This is a genomic window from Paraburkholderia sp. FW306-2-2C-D06C (assembly GCF_058781505.1).
Genome location: NZ_JBYSWU010000028.1, coordinates 81,695 through 95,545, shown reverse-complemented (window position 1 = coordinate 95,545; position 13,851 = coordinate 81,695). Strand labels below are relative to the sequence as shown.

The following is a 13,851-nucleotide window of genomic DNA, read 5'->3' as shown; positions in this document are numbered from 1 at the left end:
ACCGCCGTGTACGGACCCGTACGCACGGTGGTGTGGGAGGGGTCGGGTCGCGAGGCCTGCCCCTATCCCGATCCCGCCACATTCCGAAAAGATTCGCCGGCATACACGCCAACCTACCTTTTGAGCAACCGCGGCCGCGATCGCCCGACTGGTTGTACACGCATCGATCGGCGCCGAGAGAGACAGCAAGATTTGGTCATCAAACGATCGTTCGGGAAACTGCGCGATCCGGCGCAACCCCGCTTGACACAAGGGTTTCGGCCAATTCTAATGAGTCGGCTCGGCGCTACCCGCCGGCCGCGTGATGCCAGGTGCTACAGAGCGCCGTCACGATTGCCATAATATTCTCGGGGGTTGGAATGAATAAAACGGAATTGATCGATCACATTGCACAGCAAGCCGACATTTCGAAGGCTGCGGCCGGCCGTGCACTCGATGCGGTGATCGGTGGCGTCAAAGGTACGTTAAAGAAAGGCGGTTCGGTAACGCTGGTCGGTTTCGGCACGTTTGCCGTTGGTAAGCGTACGGCACGTACGGGCCGCAATCCGCGTACCGGCGCGGCTATCAAGATCAAGGCAGCGAAGGTCCCTAAATTTAGGCCTGGCAAAGCGCTGAAGGATGCGTTAAACTAATGGGCTTGCTGCTTGATGAACCTGCAAGTTCGTTGGAAAGAAGTGCAACGAAAATGTAGAGACTTGGTGTCATCTATAGGTGATACATAGGCCGGTCCCGGTGCCGTATCAAGCAGTGTCAAGCAGCAGAACAGAAGCACGTTGAATCGCGAAACGGGTGCTTAGCTCAGTTGGTAGAGCGGCGCCCTTACAAGGCGTAGGTCGGGAGTTCGAGCCTCTCAGCACCCACCATTTCCGTTTCGTGCGCAACGTCCAGCGCAGTCTGAAGACGTTCACGGAAGTATTGGAAAACCCGCATGGCTAATGATGGCTCTGCGGGTTTTTTTATTGTTTTCGATCAGGTCGAAGACGTCCGATGCACATCAGCAGGATCTCAGGTCGCCGAAAGTCGTGCAGAAGTCGCGCGGCTTCACGGCAGGCGCGTTCACCTCGGAACCGATGCCGGAAATCGCCCTGAAGCCCTGGAAGGACGGAGAGACGTTATGCAGGCGAGGCAAAGGCGTCGTCATGTTCGTGCGTCACTTCACCGGTTCGGTTTCGTGCGCAGACGCCGGAACGCCGGAACGCCGGATGCCTGATCCGCCTGGTTCGCCGACTCGCGCTTGATCCGCTCGATGTCGCGAAACCGCGCCGCAGGATGCGTGTGCGGCAGCAGGGCCGTCGCGCCGAACAGCTTCTCGCGCAGGGTGCCTGGCTTGTAAGCGGTGGGGTACACGCCGCGCCGCTGCAACTCGGGCACCAGATGGTTCACCACGTCCTCGAAGGTCTCATGGGCGATGGCGTAGGCGAGGTTGAAGCCGTCGACGCCGGTGGTCTCGACCCACTGCTGCAGAATGTCGGCGACCGTCGCCGCCGAGCCGACGAACACCGGCCCGAGGCCGCCGATCCCACCCCAGGTCGCGAGTTCTTCGATCGTCCATGCCTTGTCGCCGCCCGCCAGATGCTCGACGGCCGACACGATGGCGTTGGTCTCGACGCGCTTCACGAGGTCGGTCGGTGCGTACTGGCCGAAGTCGATGCCGGTCCAGCCGGACATGAAGACGAGCGAGCCGTCGTAGGACACGTAGCGCTTGTATTCCTCGAACTTTGCCTGCGCCTTCGCGTCGGTCTCGTCGACGATCACCGTGACGAGGTTGTAGATCAGGATCCGTTGCGGATCGCGTCCCGCTTCGGCAGCCTGGCGGCGCACGTCGGCCACGTAATTTTTCAGCACCGATTGCGAGGGCGCGGCCACGAACACGCACTCGGCATGCCGGGCGGCGAACGCCTTGCCAGGACCGGACGCGCCGGCCTGATACAGCACCGGCGTGCGCTGCGGCGAAGGCTCGCACAGGTGATAGCCTGGCACCTCGAAAAATTTGCCTTTGTGGCCGATCTCGTGGACCTTGCCGGGGTTCGTAAAGACCCGGTTGTGGCGATCGAGCACGACGGCGCCTTCTTCCCAGCTGCCTTCGAACAGCTTGTAGAGCACCTCGACGTACTCGGTGGCGACCTCGTAGCGGTTGCTGTGATCGCGCAGGCCACCTTCGCTGATATTCTTCGCGCCGCTTTCCAGATACGACGTGACGATGTTCCAGCCGACGCGCCCTTGAGTGTGGTGATCGGCGGTGGAGAGCCTGCGCGCGAAGGTGTATGGATGCTCGAACGTCGTCGAGGCGGTAATGCCAATACCCAGATGCTCGGTCACCATCGCAATCGGCGCGGCGAGCTGCAACGGATCGTTGACGGGAATCTGCGCCGCCTGGTGCAGCGCGTGATAGTTGCTGCCCTTGTAGACGTCGTAGTAACCCACCACGTCGGCGATGAAAATGCCGTCGAAGATGCCTTTTTCCAGCACCTTGGCCAGATCGGTCCAGTACGTCAGATCCTTGTACTGCCAGGAACGGTCGCGCGGATGAGCCCACAAGCCTGGCGACTGGTGACCCACGCAGTTCATTTCGAACGCGTTGAAACGAATGGATTTGCTCATGATGGTTAGCTGTTCCCGCGGGCCGGTCCAGTGCCGATCTGCCATACGTACGGCGGCTCAGTGCCGTTGATCGCCCAGTTGCCGACGATCCTTGCCTTGTAGACCAGCGGGTTGTGGGACGAGATCGTGCGCGCATTGCGCCAATGGCGGTCGAGCGCCTTGCTGGTGCTGGTCGCCGAAGCGCCGAGCGCATTGAACAGGTGCGTGGCTGCGCGCAGCACGAGTTCCGACACGACCACTTGAGCCTGTGCCGATTCGATTTCCGCGTTGACGTTCGCTGCGTGTTCGGCTTCGGCGTTGCCGGCGAAATGAGCTTCATAGGCGCGCTGCGAAGGGCGGGTTGCCCGCAGCGCGACGGCTTCGGCCGCATATGCCCACGACGCGATTTCGCCGACCACCTGCTGGATCTGCGCATCGTCGCTCGCGCGAGGCGCGTTGCCGTGGCTGTAGACACGCGTGCGCTCGCGCACCAGCGTCGCCGCGTCGCGCTTGACGGCTTGACCGATGCCCGCCAGCGTCGCCAGATGGAACAGCTGATAGAACGCGGTCTGATATCTGAAACGGCGGGCAAAGTCGATGACGTCATGTTCGTCGACCGCGGCGTCTTCGAACAACGTGGTACCGCTGCCCGTGGTGGTCTGGCCGAAACCGTCCCAGTCGTCCTTGCGAATCACGCCGGCCTGATGCGTGCTGACTACTGCAATTACGTCGCTACCGTCGTCCGAGCGTTGTGCATACACATCGATCCAGTCGGCGAAGATGCTGCCGGTGCTGTAGTACTTCGAACCATTCACGACCCAGCGGCCGTCCTTCTTCGATACCTTGGTATTGACGCTGCCAATCGCCGCGCTGCCGACTTCCGTCCATGCGCTGCCGACCAGCTGGCCGCTGACGAAGCGGTCGAACCATGTTTGCTGTTCGGCGCCCGGCGGCGCATTCAGCCAGTCTTCGACGAATGCGAAATGGGCGCGCAGTGCTTGCGGCAGGTTCGAGTCGGCCGCGGCCAGTTCGGTGATCAACTGGAACAGCTGCGGGATCGACGCACCGGCGCCGCCAAAGCGGCTCGGCACGCGCACCGCGCCGAACCCGGCTTCCTTCAGCCAGGCAATCGCGTCGTGCGGCAAATCACGGGAGCGATCTCTGCTCACCGCGCCTTCGGCGATGCGCGTGAATATGGGTCTGAAGCGATTCGCGAGCTGTTCGTAGTCAGTGCCGGTGGACAAATGAATGTCGCGCTGGTGTAGGGTCATCTGGGCTTCCTTGCGGTTCATCTGCTCGCAAAGTTAAAGCAGGTTGTGCGCAAGCGCCTACCACCGAATAGTCACTTGCTAATGACGTTTTCTTGATTTCGGGTCAAGCCGTTGTTTTTCCGGGATATTTGAACGCGCCGCTGCCGCACGCGGACCGGCTGGTCACCGGACGAACGCTTGAACAGTGAGAATCGTGTTTGAACGACACGATCTGGCATTCCACAAGAATCCAAATGAAAAATCGTTGGTTCCCCGACGGCGGGCGCCTACGTAATCTTGTCGGCTATCGCAGACAGGAACCGGGCAGCGTTGCGACGCGCCCTTCATGAGGAGAACCACATGCCCACGTTGCGCGGTGCATGGGCAACGCCGTTCGCGGCGGTTTTCAGTTCGATCGCCGCGACAGCGAGCGATGCTGCCGATCCGAATGAGCAGCAGGCAATCCGCTTCGGCGTCACCAAGGGGCGCCATGCCGGCAAGATTCGCCACGGGACCGAGCCGGTCCTGACCGCCGTCGCCATAACAAAGCACTTCGGTCCCACCGTCGCGCTGTCGAAGCTCGATCTTTCTATCCGTCCCGGCGAAGTCGTCGCGTTGATGGGCGCCAACGGTGCGGGCAAGTCCACGCTCGTCAAGATTCTGAGCGGTGTGTATCTGCCTGACGGCGGGACGTTGACGCTGCGCGGCGCACCGTTTCGGCCGGCTTCTCCTCAGGCCGCAAAACGGCTCGGCGTCGCCACGGTGCATCAATCGATCGCCGATGCGGTCGTGCCGGCGCTGTCGATCGCCGACAATCTGCTGCTCGACCGCCTGTGCGATCCGGGCTCGCCGTGGCGCGTGCCGCCTGCGGCGCGCCGCAACGCCGCGGGGCCGCTTGCCGCGCGAGTCGGGCTGGATGTCGATCTGTCGGCGCCGCTCGCGTCGTTGTCGCTCGCGAGTCAGCAACTCGTCACGCTCGCGCGCGCCCTGGCGTCACACCCCGCATTGCTGATTCTCGACGAGCCGACCGCCAGCCTGTCCGCACCGGAAGCCGAACGGCTCTTCGCGCTGCTCGACCCGTTGCGCGACGAAGGTGTCGCGATCCTGCTGGTCTCGCATCGACTCGGCGATCTGCGGCGCATCGCCGATCGGGTGACGATCGTCCGCGACGGACGCATCGTCGCCGACCTGCAAGCGCCGATCGATTTCGATGCGGCTGTCGAAACGATGATCGGGCGGCCCATACTCAAAGATCGTGCTTACCATGCAGCGGATAGGGCGTCGCTTGAAGCGTGTTTCAGCTTGCGCGACTTTCAGCTGACGCCTGACAGCATCCCGTTCGATCTCGACGTGCGACGCGGCGAAATCGTCGCAATAGCGGGCCCGGTGGGAGGAGGAAAGTCGCGTCTGGCGAGTGCGATCTTCGGTTGCGCACGCGCGGCCGCCGGCAAGATGGTGCTCGACGGGGCGCCATGGCGTCCGCGCTCGCCCGCCGATGCGATTCGCGCCGGCGTGTTCCTTGCCGGAGAGGATCGCTGGCGCACGTCGCTGTTTCCCGACAGCGTGCCGTTTGCGTCGATTGCGGGCACGCTCAGTTTTCCGTTCCTGTCGCGCTGGTTCACACGCGGCACAGTGCGCCAGACGTTGGAGCGCGATGCCGCGATCGAAGCGATCAGAAACTTCGGCATTCGCTGCACGGGTCCCGACGATCGCCTCTCGCGCCTGTCCGGCGGCAATCAGCAGAAGGTCGTGCTCGCGCGCTGGCATGCGGAACGCGCGCGCTTGTTGCTGCTCGACGAACCGTTTCAGGGCGTCGACGCCGGCGCACGCGCCGATATCGTCGATACCTTGCGGCGGCACGCTCATGAACGCGCGACGATCGTGTTCGTCAGCGATCTCGAGGAGGCGTTCGAGATTGCGGATCGCGTCGTGCGCTTCGATCGCGCGACGCTCGATCCCGTACCCACCACCGACCTGACTGCTCACATCCATCGATGAAACCCGTTACACCTTCTCTCGCTGTCAACGCGGTAACGGCCACGCGTGCGCGCCCCGCATTGCGCGGCTTGCGCGAATACCTCGAACGCACCGGTATCCTGCTCGTGCTCGCCGTCCTGATTGCCGTGTTCGCCACAAAGGAACCGGCGTTTCTGAACATCGACAATCTGTTCAGCATCCTGCAGGCGGTATCGATCGTCGCGTTGCTCGGCATCGGTGTGACGATCACGCTGGCGGCAGGCGGCTTCGATCTGTCGGTGGGCAGCGTGGCCGCGTCGGCACAGATGGCGGCGAGCTACGTGCTGATCGTCTGGCACGGCAGCGCGCTGGCGGCCGTGGCCGTATGCGTCGCGCTCGGCGTCGCAGCCGGTCTGTTCAACGGCTTGCTGATCACGCGGTTGCGTGTGCCGGACCAGCTCGCAACACTCGGCACGCTGTTCCTGCTGGCCGGTCTGCAACTGATTCCCACCGGCGGCCGTTCGCTCGCCACCGGCACCGTGTTGCCTGACGGCACGGAGGCAACCGGCGTTTTCCCCGCCGCGTTTCTCGCGCTTGGGCGTCTGCGTCTTTTCGACGTGGTGCCGTTGCCCGTGCTGATTCTCGCTGCGTTGACAGTGCTTGCCTGCATCGCGATGGAGACCACGCGCTGGGGCCGCGTGATCTACGCGATCGGCGGCAACGAGACGGCCGCACGGCTCGCCGGCGCGCCCACCGCGCGCTACCGGATCGCGGCATACGTCGCGTCGGGAGCGATCGCGTCGCTGGGCGGCGTGCTGATTGCCGCGCGCGTCGGCCGGGGCGACGCCAGCGCCGGGCACTCGCTGCTGCTCGACGGCGTGGCTGCCGCGCTGGTGGGCTACGCGGTGTGGGGCGCGAAGCGGCCCAACGTGTTCGGCACGGTGGTGGGCGCGGTGTTCGTCGGCGTGCTGCTCAACGGACTGACGATGCTGAACGCGCCGTACTACATGCAGGATTTCATCAAGGGCGTCTTGCTGGTGCTCGCCCTGGCGTTCACGTTCAGTGTCGGGCGACGCGCGGATTCACACACGTGAGCCATGCGTGCCGGCATGGCGGCGTGCCGACGACAGCGTCGTGCCGACGGACGTCGTGCCGATCGCATTCGGCACCAAGCCGTTGGCGGTCGTTTGCCATCCGAAGGAATATCGATTACCGAATCGTTCAGTTTGCGCGCGCGATGTCCGCTGATAGATTGTGCGAACGGTAATTCAAGCGGAGACGCTCATGGCAGAGATTGACGAAGCAGCTTCATCGCACACGATCGAAGCGGACCGGCATGCGGTCCGCGTGATCGCCGACGACGCAGAGGCGCTCGCGGTCGCACACGAACTTGCGTCGCGCCTCGCGCAAGGCGCAGCGGAGCGGGACCGCGAGCGCCGCTTGCCGCACGACGAGATCGAGTGGTTCTCGCAGTCCGGCCTGTGGGCGATCACGGTGCCGAAGGCATACGGCGGGGCGGGCGTATCGTTTGTCACGTTGACGGAGGTCGTCAAGATCGTCGCCGCGGCCGACCCTTCGCTCGGACAGTTGCCGCAGAACCACTTCGGCCTCGTCGACGTGATCGCGCTGACAGGCACAGAAGAGCAGAAGCGGTATTTCTTCGCGCAGGTGCTGAACGGCAAGCGCTTTGGCAATGGGTTTTCGGAGAAGGGCACGAAACACGTGCTCGATCTGAAGACGCGTGTGCGGCGCGACGGTGAGCACTATGTGGTCGATGGCGCCAAGTTCTATTCGACGGGCGCGCTGTTCGCTCACTTCGTGCCGGTGCTCGGACTCGACGACGAGCGCAAGGGCTGGCTCGCGTGGATTCCGAAGGGCACGCCGGGCTTGACCGTCATCGACGACTGGTCGGGCTTCGGTCAACGCACGACGGCGAGCGGAACCGTGGTGCTGGAAGGCGCACGTGTTCCGGCATCCCACGTGTTTCCGGCGCACCGTGTGTCCGATATCCCGACGCTCAACGGCCCGATCTCGCAGATCATTCAGGCCGCGATCGACGCCGGTATCGCGAAGGCGGCGCTCGACGATACGCTGACATTCGTGCGCACACGCTCGCGGCCGTGGATCGATAGCGGCGTGGAGCGTGCAGGCGACGATCCGCTGACCGTGCGGGAGATCGGTCATCTGCACATCCAGTTGCATGCCGCCGACGCATTGCTTGAACGCGCTGCGCGTGTGATCGACGAGATCGCCGCAAAGGGCGGCATAAGCGAAGACGACGTTGCGCGTGCATCGGTGGCGGTGGGCGAAGCAAAAGTGCTGACGACCGGAATCGCCTTGCTCGCGGGCGAAAAACTGTTCGAACTCGGCGGCACTCAAGCCACGCTCAGTGAGCACGGCCTGGACCGGCATTGGCGCAACGCGCGCACGCATACGCTGCATGATCCGGTGCGCTGGAAGTATCACCTGGTCGGCAACTACTATCTGAACGGCGTCAAACCGGCCCGTCATCCGTGGAATTGATGAACTGAGCGGACCGCGTCGCGCCCGAAACGCATCCGGGCGCGCGTTGTCGCGTACGCACCGCGGCGCAAGCCGGATAGCGCCTGCTTCGCCATAACTACCTCGTTCATCGGGTTGGGGATCATTCATGAAATCGGTTTTTCTCCGCAAGTCTTTCGTAGGCCGCATGATCGGTGCGCTAACTTTGTTCTCGGCTGCCGCGCTGACAGGACTCGCCGCACACGCCGCGCCGCTGAAGGGCGCGCCCGCGCCGTTCGATAAGGGCGGCGTCAAGATCGCGCTGGTCAACTATCTGTCCACCGGCGATTTCTTTCAGGCCTATGAAGCCGGCGCGCAAAAGCAGGCGCAAGCGCTCGGCATCGATCTGCGCATCTATGAAGGCCGCCAGGATGCGGCCGAGCAGCGCGAGCAGATCCAGCAGGCGATCAGCCTGGGCGTGTCGGCGATCATCGTCAATCACGGGTTGCCTGAGTCGCTGAAAGACGTCGTGCAGCGCGCGCTGGACAAAGGCATCAAGGTGGTCGCGTTCGACGTCGATCTGGGCAACCCGAAGGTGCCGCAGATCGAGCAGAGCGATCGCGACCTGGCGGCGTTGCTGCTCGACCAGGCGGTGAAGGATAACGGCGACGCGTTCGCAGCGGGTTATGTGTATGTAGCCGGCTTCGCGCCGCTCGACCGGCGCGATGCGGTATGGCGGGACTTCAGGAGCGCCCATCCGAAGGTCCAGGAAAAGGCGCGCTGGGGCACCGTCGACAATCCGATCGCGCAATCGGTGGCGAACCAGGCCGCCGCGGCCTATCGCGCGCATCCCGACATTCGTGTGGTGTTCGCGCCTTACGACGAGTTCGCGCGCGGCGCGAAACTCGCGGCGGACGAAGCGAACCTGTCGTCGAAGATCCGCATTTACAGCGCGGACATTTCGACCGCCGACATCGAGGCCATCCGCGCACCGGGCAGCGCATGGGTGGCGACGGCGGCGACCAACCCGGCGGTCGTCGGCGCGGTGTCCGTGCGCGCCGCGGCATTGCTCGTGGCCGGGCAGGATCCCGGGCGCCGGATCGTCGTCAAGCCGGCGCTGATAACGCGCGACGATCTGGTGAAGAACAACATCAGGACCATCGCAGAGCTTGGCGCAAAATTCCCGGCCTTTCGCGCGAGCGACGCTGCAACGGCGCCGTGGATTCCCGCGGCGGATTGAGCCGCGTCATGCGGTCTACGCGTTGCCGATCGTTCTGTCGGCGATCGATCTGACGTCGACCGCCTTCGGCAAGATCCCATCTTTGAACGCGCTGTCGGCAACACGCTGCAATGCATCGATATCGTCATTGCTGACCGCGCGTTGACGCAAAGCCGAGCGTCTCGTGATGACAGCAGCCGCTTCGAGCGGCAACCGCGTGAGCGACGCGTAGACCCGCGCGTAGTCGTCGGGATGCGCGACCGCCCAGTCGCCGGCGCGCTGAAAACGCCGCAGCGCGTCGGCGATCGCCGGACGTTTCGCCTGATCCGTCGCCGCCGCGCCCGACGCGGTAATGAACCCAAGACCGCTGTTGATACCGCTGCCATCGCGCAACACGCGCGCTCCGCGTTGCACGGCGGTGCCGTAGTACGGATCGAAGGTCGCCCACACGTCGAGCTGTTTCGCTTCGAACGCGGCAAACGCATCGACGGGCATCACAAAGCGCACGTTCACGTCGGCGCGCGATAGCCCGGCTTCGGCCATCGCGCCATACAACTGGAACTGCGAGATGCTGCCGCGCGCCGACGACACCACCACGGTCTTGCCCTTCAGTTCCGCGACATGGCGGATCGGCGAATCCGCCTGCACGATAATGCCGAGGGAGGACGGCGAGCCCACGCGGGTGGCGGCGAGCTTTAGCGTTGGGTCGCCGATCGCGGCCGCGAGGACCGGCAGGTCGCCCGCCGGAGCGAGATCGACGGCGTTCGCGCGCTGTGCTTCGAAGAGCGGCGCCGCGCCCTGAAAGTTGGCCCAGCGAAACGCGTACGGCGTGCCGTCGAGCACATGCGCGGCCTCAGCCAGGGCGCGCAGACCGCCGGCCTGGTCGCCGAAGACCAGACTTGCCGGCGCCGCCTGAGCGGACCGTGAAGCGAGCCATGAAGCGGACCATACGGCGGCAGGCGTGATGCCACAGGCGACTAGCGTGCGCAGCAGGCGGCGGCGCTGCACCCCGGAAATTTTCATTGCATGGTCCTTTGAAGCTGTTTCGTTAAGACCGGTCAATGTAATCAACGCCCGAATGCAAGCGAACCAATAAAAGCTCACAACCAAAACATGCTGCGCGCTATGGACTTCAGAAAGCTCGTGCCGACATCGAGCGGCCCCCGAGGGGCCGCTCTTTGATTCGTGTCCGTAGATGACAGCTTCTGTCAGTTCATACGGCTATTCAGGCACGAAACAGCAGGGCGCCGCCAATCCGGGTATTCGCCACAAGTTCTGAGCACGTGCGGATCGCCAAGCAGCAGGCGCCCCCCGCGACAACCCTCCTCATAGGGAGGGCTGCGGCGCGGGGACGTCCGACGCGTACCTGGGATCGCTTTAAGCCCTCAGCCGGCCCGTTACGACGATCCGCGCAACTGCCGCCCGTTGGCGCGATACTCGGTCGGTGTCGTTGCAAGATTCTTGCGGAAGAGTTTGGAGAGCTGTCCACCGGTGCCGATGCCGCATCGGCGAGCGATCTTGTCGACGGGGAGGCTGGTTTCGACAAGAAGGCGGCAGCTCAGGTCGAGCCGTACCTTCAGCAAATAATCAGACGGGCTTAGACCGACTTCCATCTTGAAGCGACGCAGGAAATTCCGTTCGCTCATCGCGGCGACCTGTGCCGCGTCGCCGATCGAGATCGGCTGGTCGCCGTGGGATTCCAGCCACTGTGCGGCCGTCTGAATTTGCTTACTCAAAAGAGCGGAGGTGTTCTTGCGAACCGTCGAGGTGAACGGCGTTTCAGCGAGCGGTTGCGTCCTGGCGGCGATTTGCCGGGCGATCTCAGGACCGAGATCTTCCTGAACCACGCTTAGCGCCAGTTGCAGGGCGATGGTGGCGTCGGCGCTACGCGGCTGTCGGCTGGCGTCGCCGCAGCCGGCGCCAAGCTTGCGGCCGGTGATGAATTTTGTGAGTCCGGTTGCCTCCAGCAGTGGGTTCCCGTCGAAAGGGATGCATACGTGCTCGGCGTCGTGCGAGGCACGCTGCAGCCACCTGATCAGATGGACGTCGTGCAGTGTGTTCCACAGGTCTGCGCCGCCTGCAATGAAAAGTGCGTGAAGCTTATCCGCCTGTTGGCGCGCCTCGATGCTTTCTGTGAACACGAACACCGATGACGAACTGGCTACCCGGCCTCCGGTCGCGGACAGCAGCCGAACGTTGTAACGTGTCCTGGCCAGCTTGCGGGTCTCGGCGAGAGCGTTCGCCGCCTGGAATACCTCGATAACCGAAGCCGCCTCAGGCAGCGCAAAGCCGTTAAACAAGGCGATGCCGATATGCTTGACGTTACTGGTTTGCAACATAACGTGCCGTTGCAGCCGGTCGTTATTTTGAACGGTTGAATAGTGCTCCATTTTGATCCTCGGAAATAAATGAACCGATTCGAGTCGGTTTAATTGGTATGGACGTGTGCCCGTCATCGGTTTTGGGCAAAACCGATGGCGGGTGTTTTTTAATTCACGGGCTTTCGCCGCAATATGCGTCTGGTTGGAAAACCGTCGATCACTCGAGAGGCGAGTGTAAGCTACCGACTATATTACATTTGACCGCGCGTCTCATTTCAAAAAATAGTATTTTCGTTCGATATGCCAGTTGCTGGTCAGGTTCGTCCTGTTCGCTGCCGCGCACCTTTATTTTATCGTTTGCGGGCAGCGCCTTCGAGGCACGTGCTGCGCCCTTGGAGATCGGTTTTTACTCCCGGAGACAGCGTTTTACTTCGTGGCCGAATTCTGACTGGCAGTGAAATATCAGACGGCGAGATCCGCGCTGCGGCGCCGGCGGAGTGCGGCTCGCTTGATACTCGCCTGAATAGGGTGGCTCCACGTATTGATGGCATAGCCATCCTGTCCCGCAAACAACGGCGATCACCGCAATTGCCAATGTAATTCCGGTCGCCGGGTTCGCGTCAGGATGAATCTTCAGGATCTTCTCCACGAGTCCGATGACGTACGGCTGAAGGAGATATATCGAATAGCTCGCCGCACCCAAATGTCCGTTGGCCGGAGCCGCGTGTGCGTGCACCAGCGAACAGGGTTTGGTCGCATCAGACTCGGAAATCGATGCCAGGATTGGCGCATAACGAGAAACAGATATCCACCTTCGTCGAGCCGGGGGCGCACGTGACGTCAGCGTTGACTTGCTTGCTAATACTTCTGGTAATGGCTTATCTGCTCTTGAGCATCTCATCGGCGCTACGAATGTTGCGTGTGCACGGCGCATACGTGCATATCGAGTTCGCCGCGAAGAAGTGGCGCCGAATCGGACATTGGGCGCCGAGGAGGGTGAAGGTATCAAGCAATTTTCGCTTGCTCGCGATTCTGGCGGTCGTAGGCCTCGTTGCGATTTCCATTGGTAAGGCGCTCGCTCCGTAAGTACCGCGCGGCCTCGACAGCTCAATCGATGGCGTGCGCTTCACCTGATGTTCGCTGAGCGCTTGCTCCTGGCGCTATCAGTCAATGTGTTGGCTGGTTCAGCCGCTCACGCATGACACCCCGTCCGTTCCCTATACTGGCCGGCTCGCTGCGCACCCGATGGCCCTCACCCATGGCGGAGTGTGTTGTGCATCGTCGCCCCCCGTTACCCCTTTACCCCTGCTCAATATTTGCTTTGCCAATTCATGAAATACCCCTACGACCTCCTTCTTTCAGCAGCTTTGCTGCTGCTCGCCCTCGGCTGCATTGTGAAGCTGGCCATCGGATGAGCGCCTCGCCGGCGTCGGTCGTTGCGCCGGCGCCGCCATCCGCCACGGCGAAGAGCGGAGTTGCGGGGGCGGGGGCTCGGGCCAGGTTTGGGGCGACACCGGCACGCCGGCCGCCGGCCGGCCACTGTTCGACCGCCTAATACTCCGGCAAGACAGGAGCGGTGTGGACATGTCCGAAGCTGAAGCGACGGCAAAGGATTGTCACGCCGTTCGCGGCAGGGCCTGCCAATCGGCCTGACCTGCTTCAAGGCCCGTCGGGCAAAGCGGCGGCCGTGCGGAAATGTTGCGGTCATGCGACGGTTTCGGTTACAATTTCCGTTCGTTGTATTTTTCGATGTATCCGTCGGATCGTGTCGGATTGGATTGCGTGGGCGCCTTACCCCATAAGGCTTGGCGGGCCGTTTTCGAGCCCCCGGCGCCATCGGATCCGGCTGGAGTGCGTCGGCAGTAGTGCGGCATCAATGGCCTGGAGGCAAGTCAGGCGCAGTACAAGGAGTGGTAGTTCAGTCGGTTAGAATACCGGCCTGTCACGCCGGGGGTCGCGGGTTCGAGTCCCGTCCACTCCGCCAGTATCTTCGAAAGGCGAACTCCGGTTCGCCTTTTTTATTGCCCGCTGTTGTAATATCGGG

At 62.9% G+C, this 13,851-nt stretch carries 9 protein-coding genes and 2 tRNA genes; 7 read left to right on the top strand and 4 right to left on the bottom strand.

Annotation, left to right across the window (positions count from 1 at the left end; translation table 11 throughout):
- Positions 1–341 precede the first annotated feature (341 nt).
- Entirely contained in the window at positions 342–632 is a 291-nt protein-coding gene (locus AC3WLT_RS21495; protein WP_492593705.1) for an HU family DNA-binding protein, read from the top strand.
- A 155-nt stretch (positions 633–787) separates the two neighbouring features.
- Positions 788–863: transfer RNA gene (locus AC3WLT_RS21490), tRNA-Val, on the top strand.
- 292 nt (positions 864–1,155) lie between these two features.
- Here AC3WLT_RS21490 and AC3WLT_RS21485 read toward each other — a convergent pair.
- Positions 1,156–2,601: an LLM class flavin-dependent oxidoreductase gene (locus tag AC3WLT_RS21485; RefSeq protein ID WP_492593701.1), complete on the bottom strand. Its 1,446-nt coding sequence runs from the start codon at positions 2,599–2,601 to the stop codon at positions 1,156–1,158.
- A gap of 5 nt (positions 2,602–2,606) precedes the next feature.
- Complete coding sequence (locus AC3WLT_RS21480) at positions 2,607–3,851, bottom strand: acyl-CoA dehydrogenase family protein (protein ID WP_492593700.1); 1,245 nt, start codon at positions 3,849–3,851, stop codon at positions 2,607–2,609.
- A gap of 339 nt (positions 3,852–4,190) precedes the next feature.
- Between AC3WLT_RS21480 and AC3WLT_RS21475 the strand changes: the two genes are divergently transcribed.
- The 4 genes from AC3WLT_RS21475 to AC3WLT_RS21460 all read left to right on the top strand — a co-directional run bounded on the left by AC3WLT_RS21475 (position 4,191) and on the right by AC3WLT_RS21460 (position 9,507).
- A complete protein-coding gene (locus AC3WLT_RS21475) occupies positions 4,191–5,828 on the top strand; it encodes a sugar ABC transporter ATP-binding protein (protein WP_492593699.1) in 1,638 nt (545 codons plus the stop codon).
- A complete protein-coding gene (locus AC3WLT_RS21470; RefSeq protein WP_492593698.1) occupies positions 5,825–6,880 on the top strand; it encodes an ABC transporter permease in 1,056 nt (351 codons plus the stop codon). Before AC3WLT_RS21475 ends, AC3WLT_RS21470 begins: the two co-directional genes overlap by 4 nt.
- 190 nt (positions 6,881–7,070) lie before the next feature.
- Positions 7,071–8,309, top strand: coding sequence for an SfnB family sulfur acquisition oxidoreductase (locus AC3WLT_RS21465; RefSeq protein ID WP_492593697.1), 1,239 nt, complete (start codon positions 7,071–7,073; stop codon positions 8,307–8,309).
- 127 nt (positions 8,310–8,436) lie between these two features.
- The gene (locus AC3WLT_RS21460) at positions 8,437–9,507 is read left to right on the top strand and encodes a substrate-binding domain-containing protein (RefSeq protein ID WP_492593696.1); all 1,071 of its coding nucleotides are present in this window, start codon (positions 8,437–8,439) and stop codon (positions 9,505–9,507) included.
- A gap of 15 nt (positions 9,508–9,522) precedes the next feature.
- Here AC3WLT_RS21460 and AC3WLT_RS21455 read toward each other — a convergent pair whose 3' ends face one another.
- Positions 9,523–10,509, bottom strand: coding sequence for an ABC transporter substrate-binding protein (locus AC3WLT_RS21455; RefSeq protein WP_492593695.1), 987 nt, complete (start codon positions 10,507–10,509; stop codon positions 9,523–9,525).
- A gap of 374 nt (positions 10,510–10,883) precedes the next feature.
- Positions 10,884–11,876: a GlxA family transcriptional regulator gene (locus AC3WLT_RS21450; protein ID WP_492593694.1), complete on the bottom strand. Its 993-nt coding sequence runs from the start codon at positions 11,874–11,876 to the stop codon at positions 10,884–10,886.
- A 1,838-nt stretch (positions 11,877–13,714) separates the two neighbouring features.
- Here AC3WLT_RS21450 and AC3WLT_RS21445 point away from each other — a divergent pair.
- Positions 13,715–13,791 (top strand) — tRNA-Asp (locus AC3WLT_RS21445).
- Positions 13,792–13,851 lie beyond the last annotated feature (60 nt).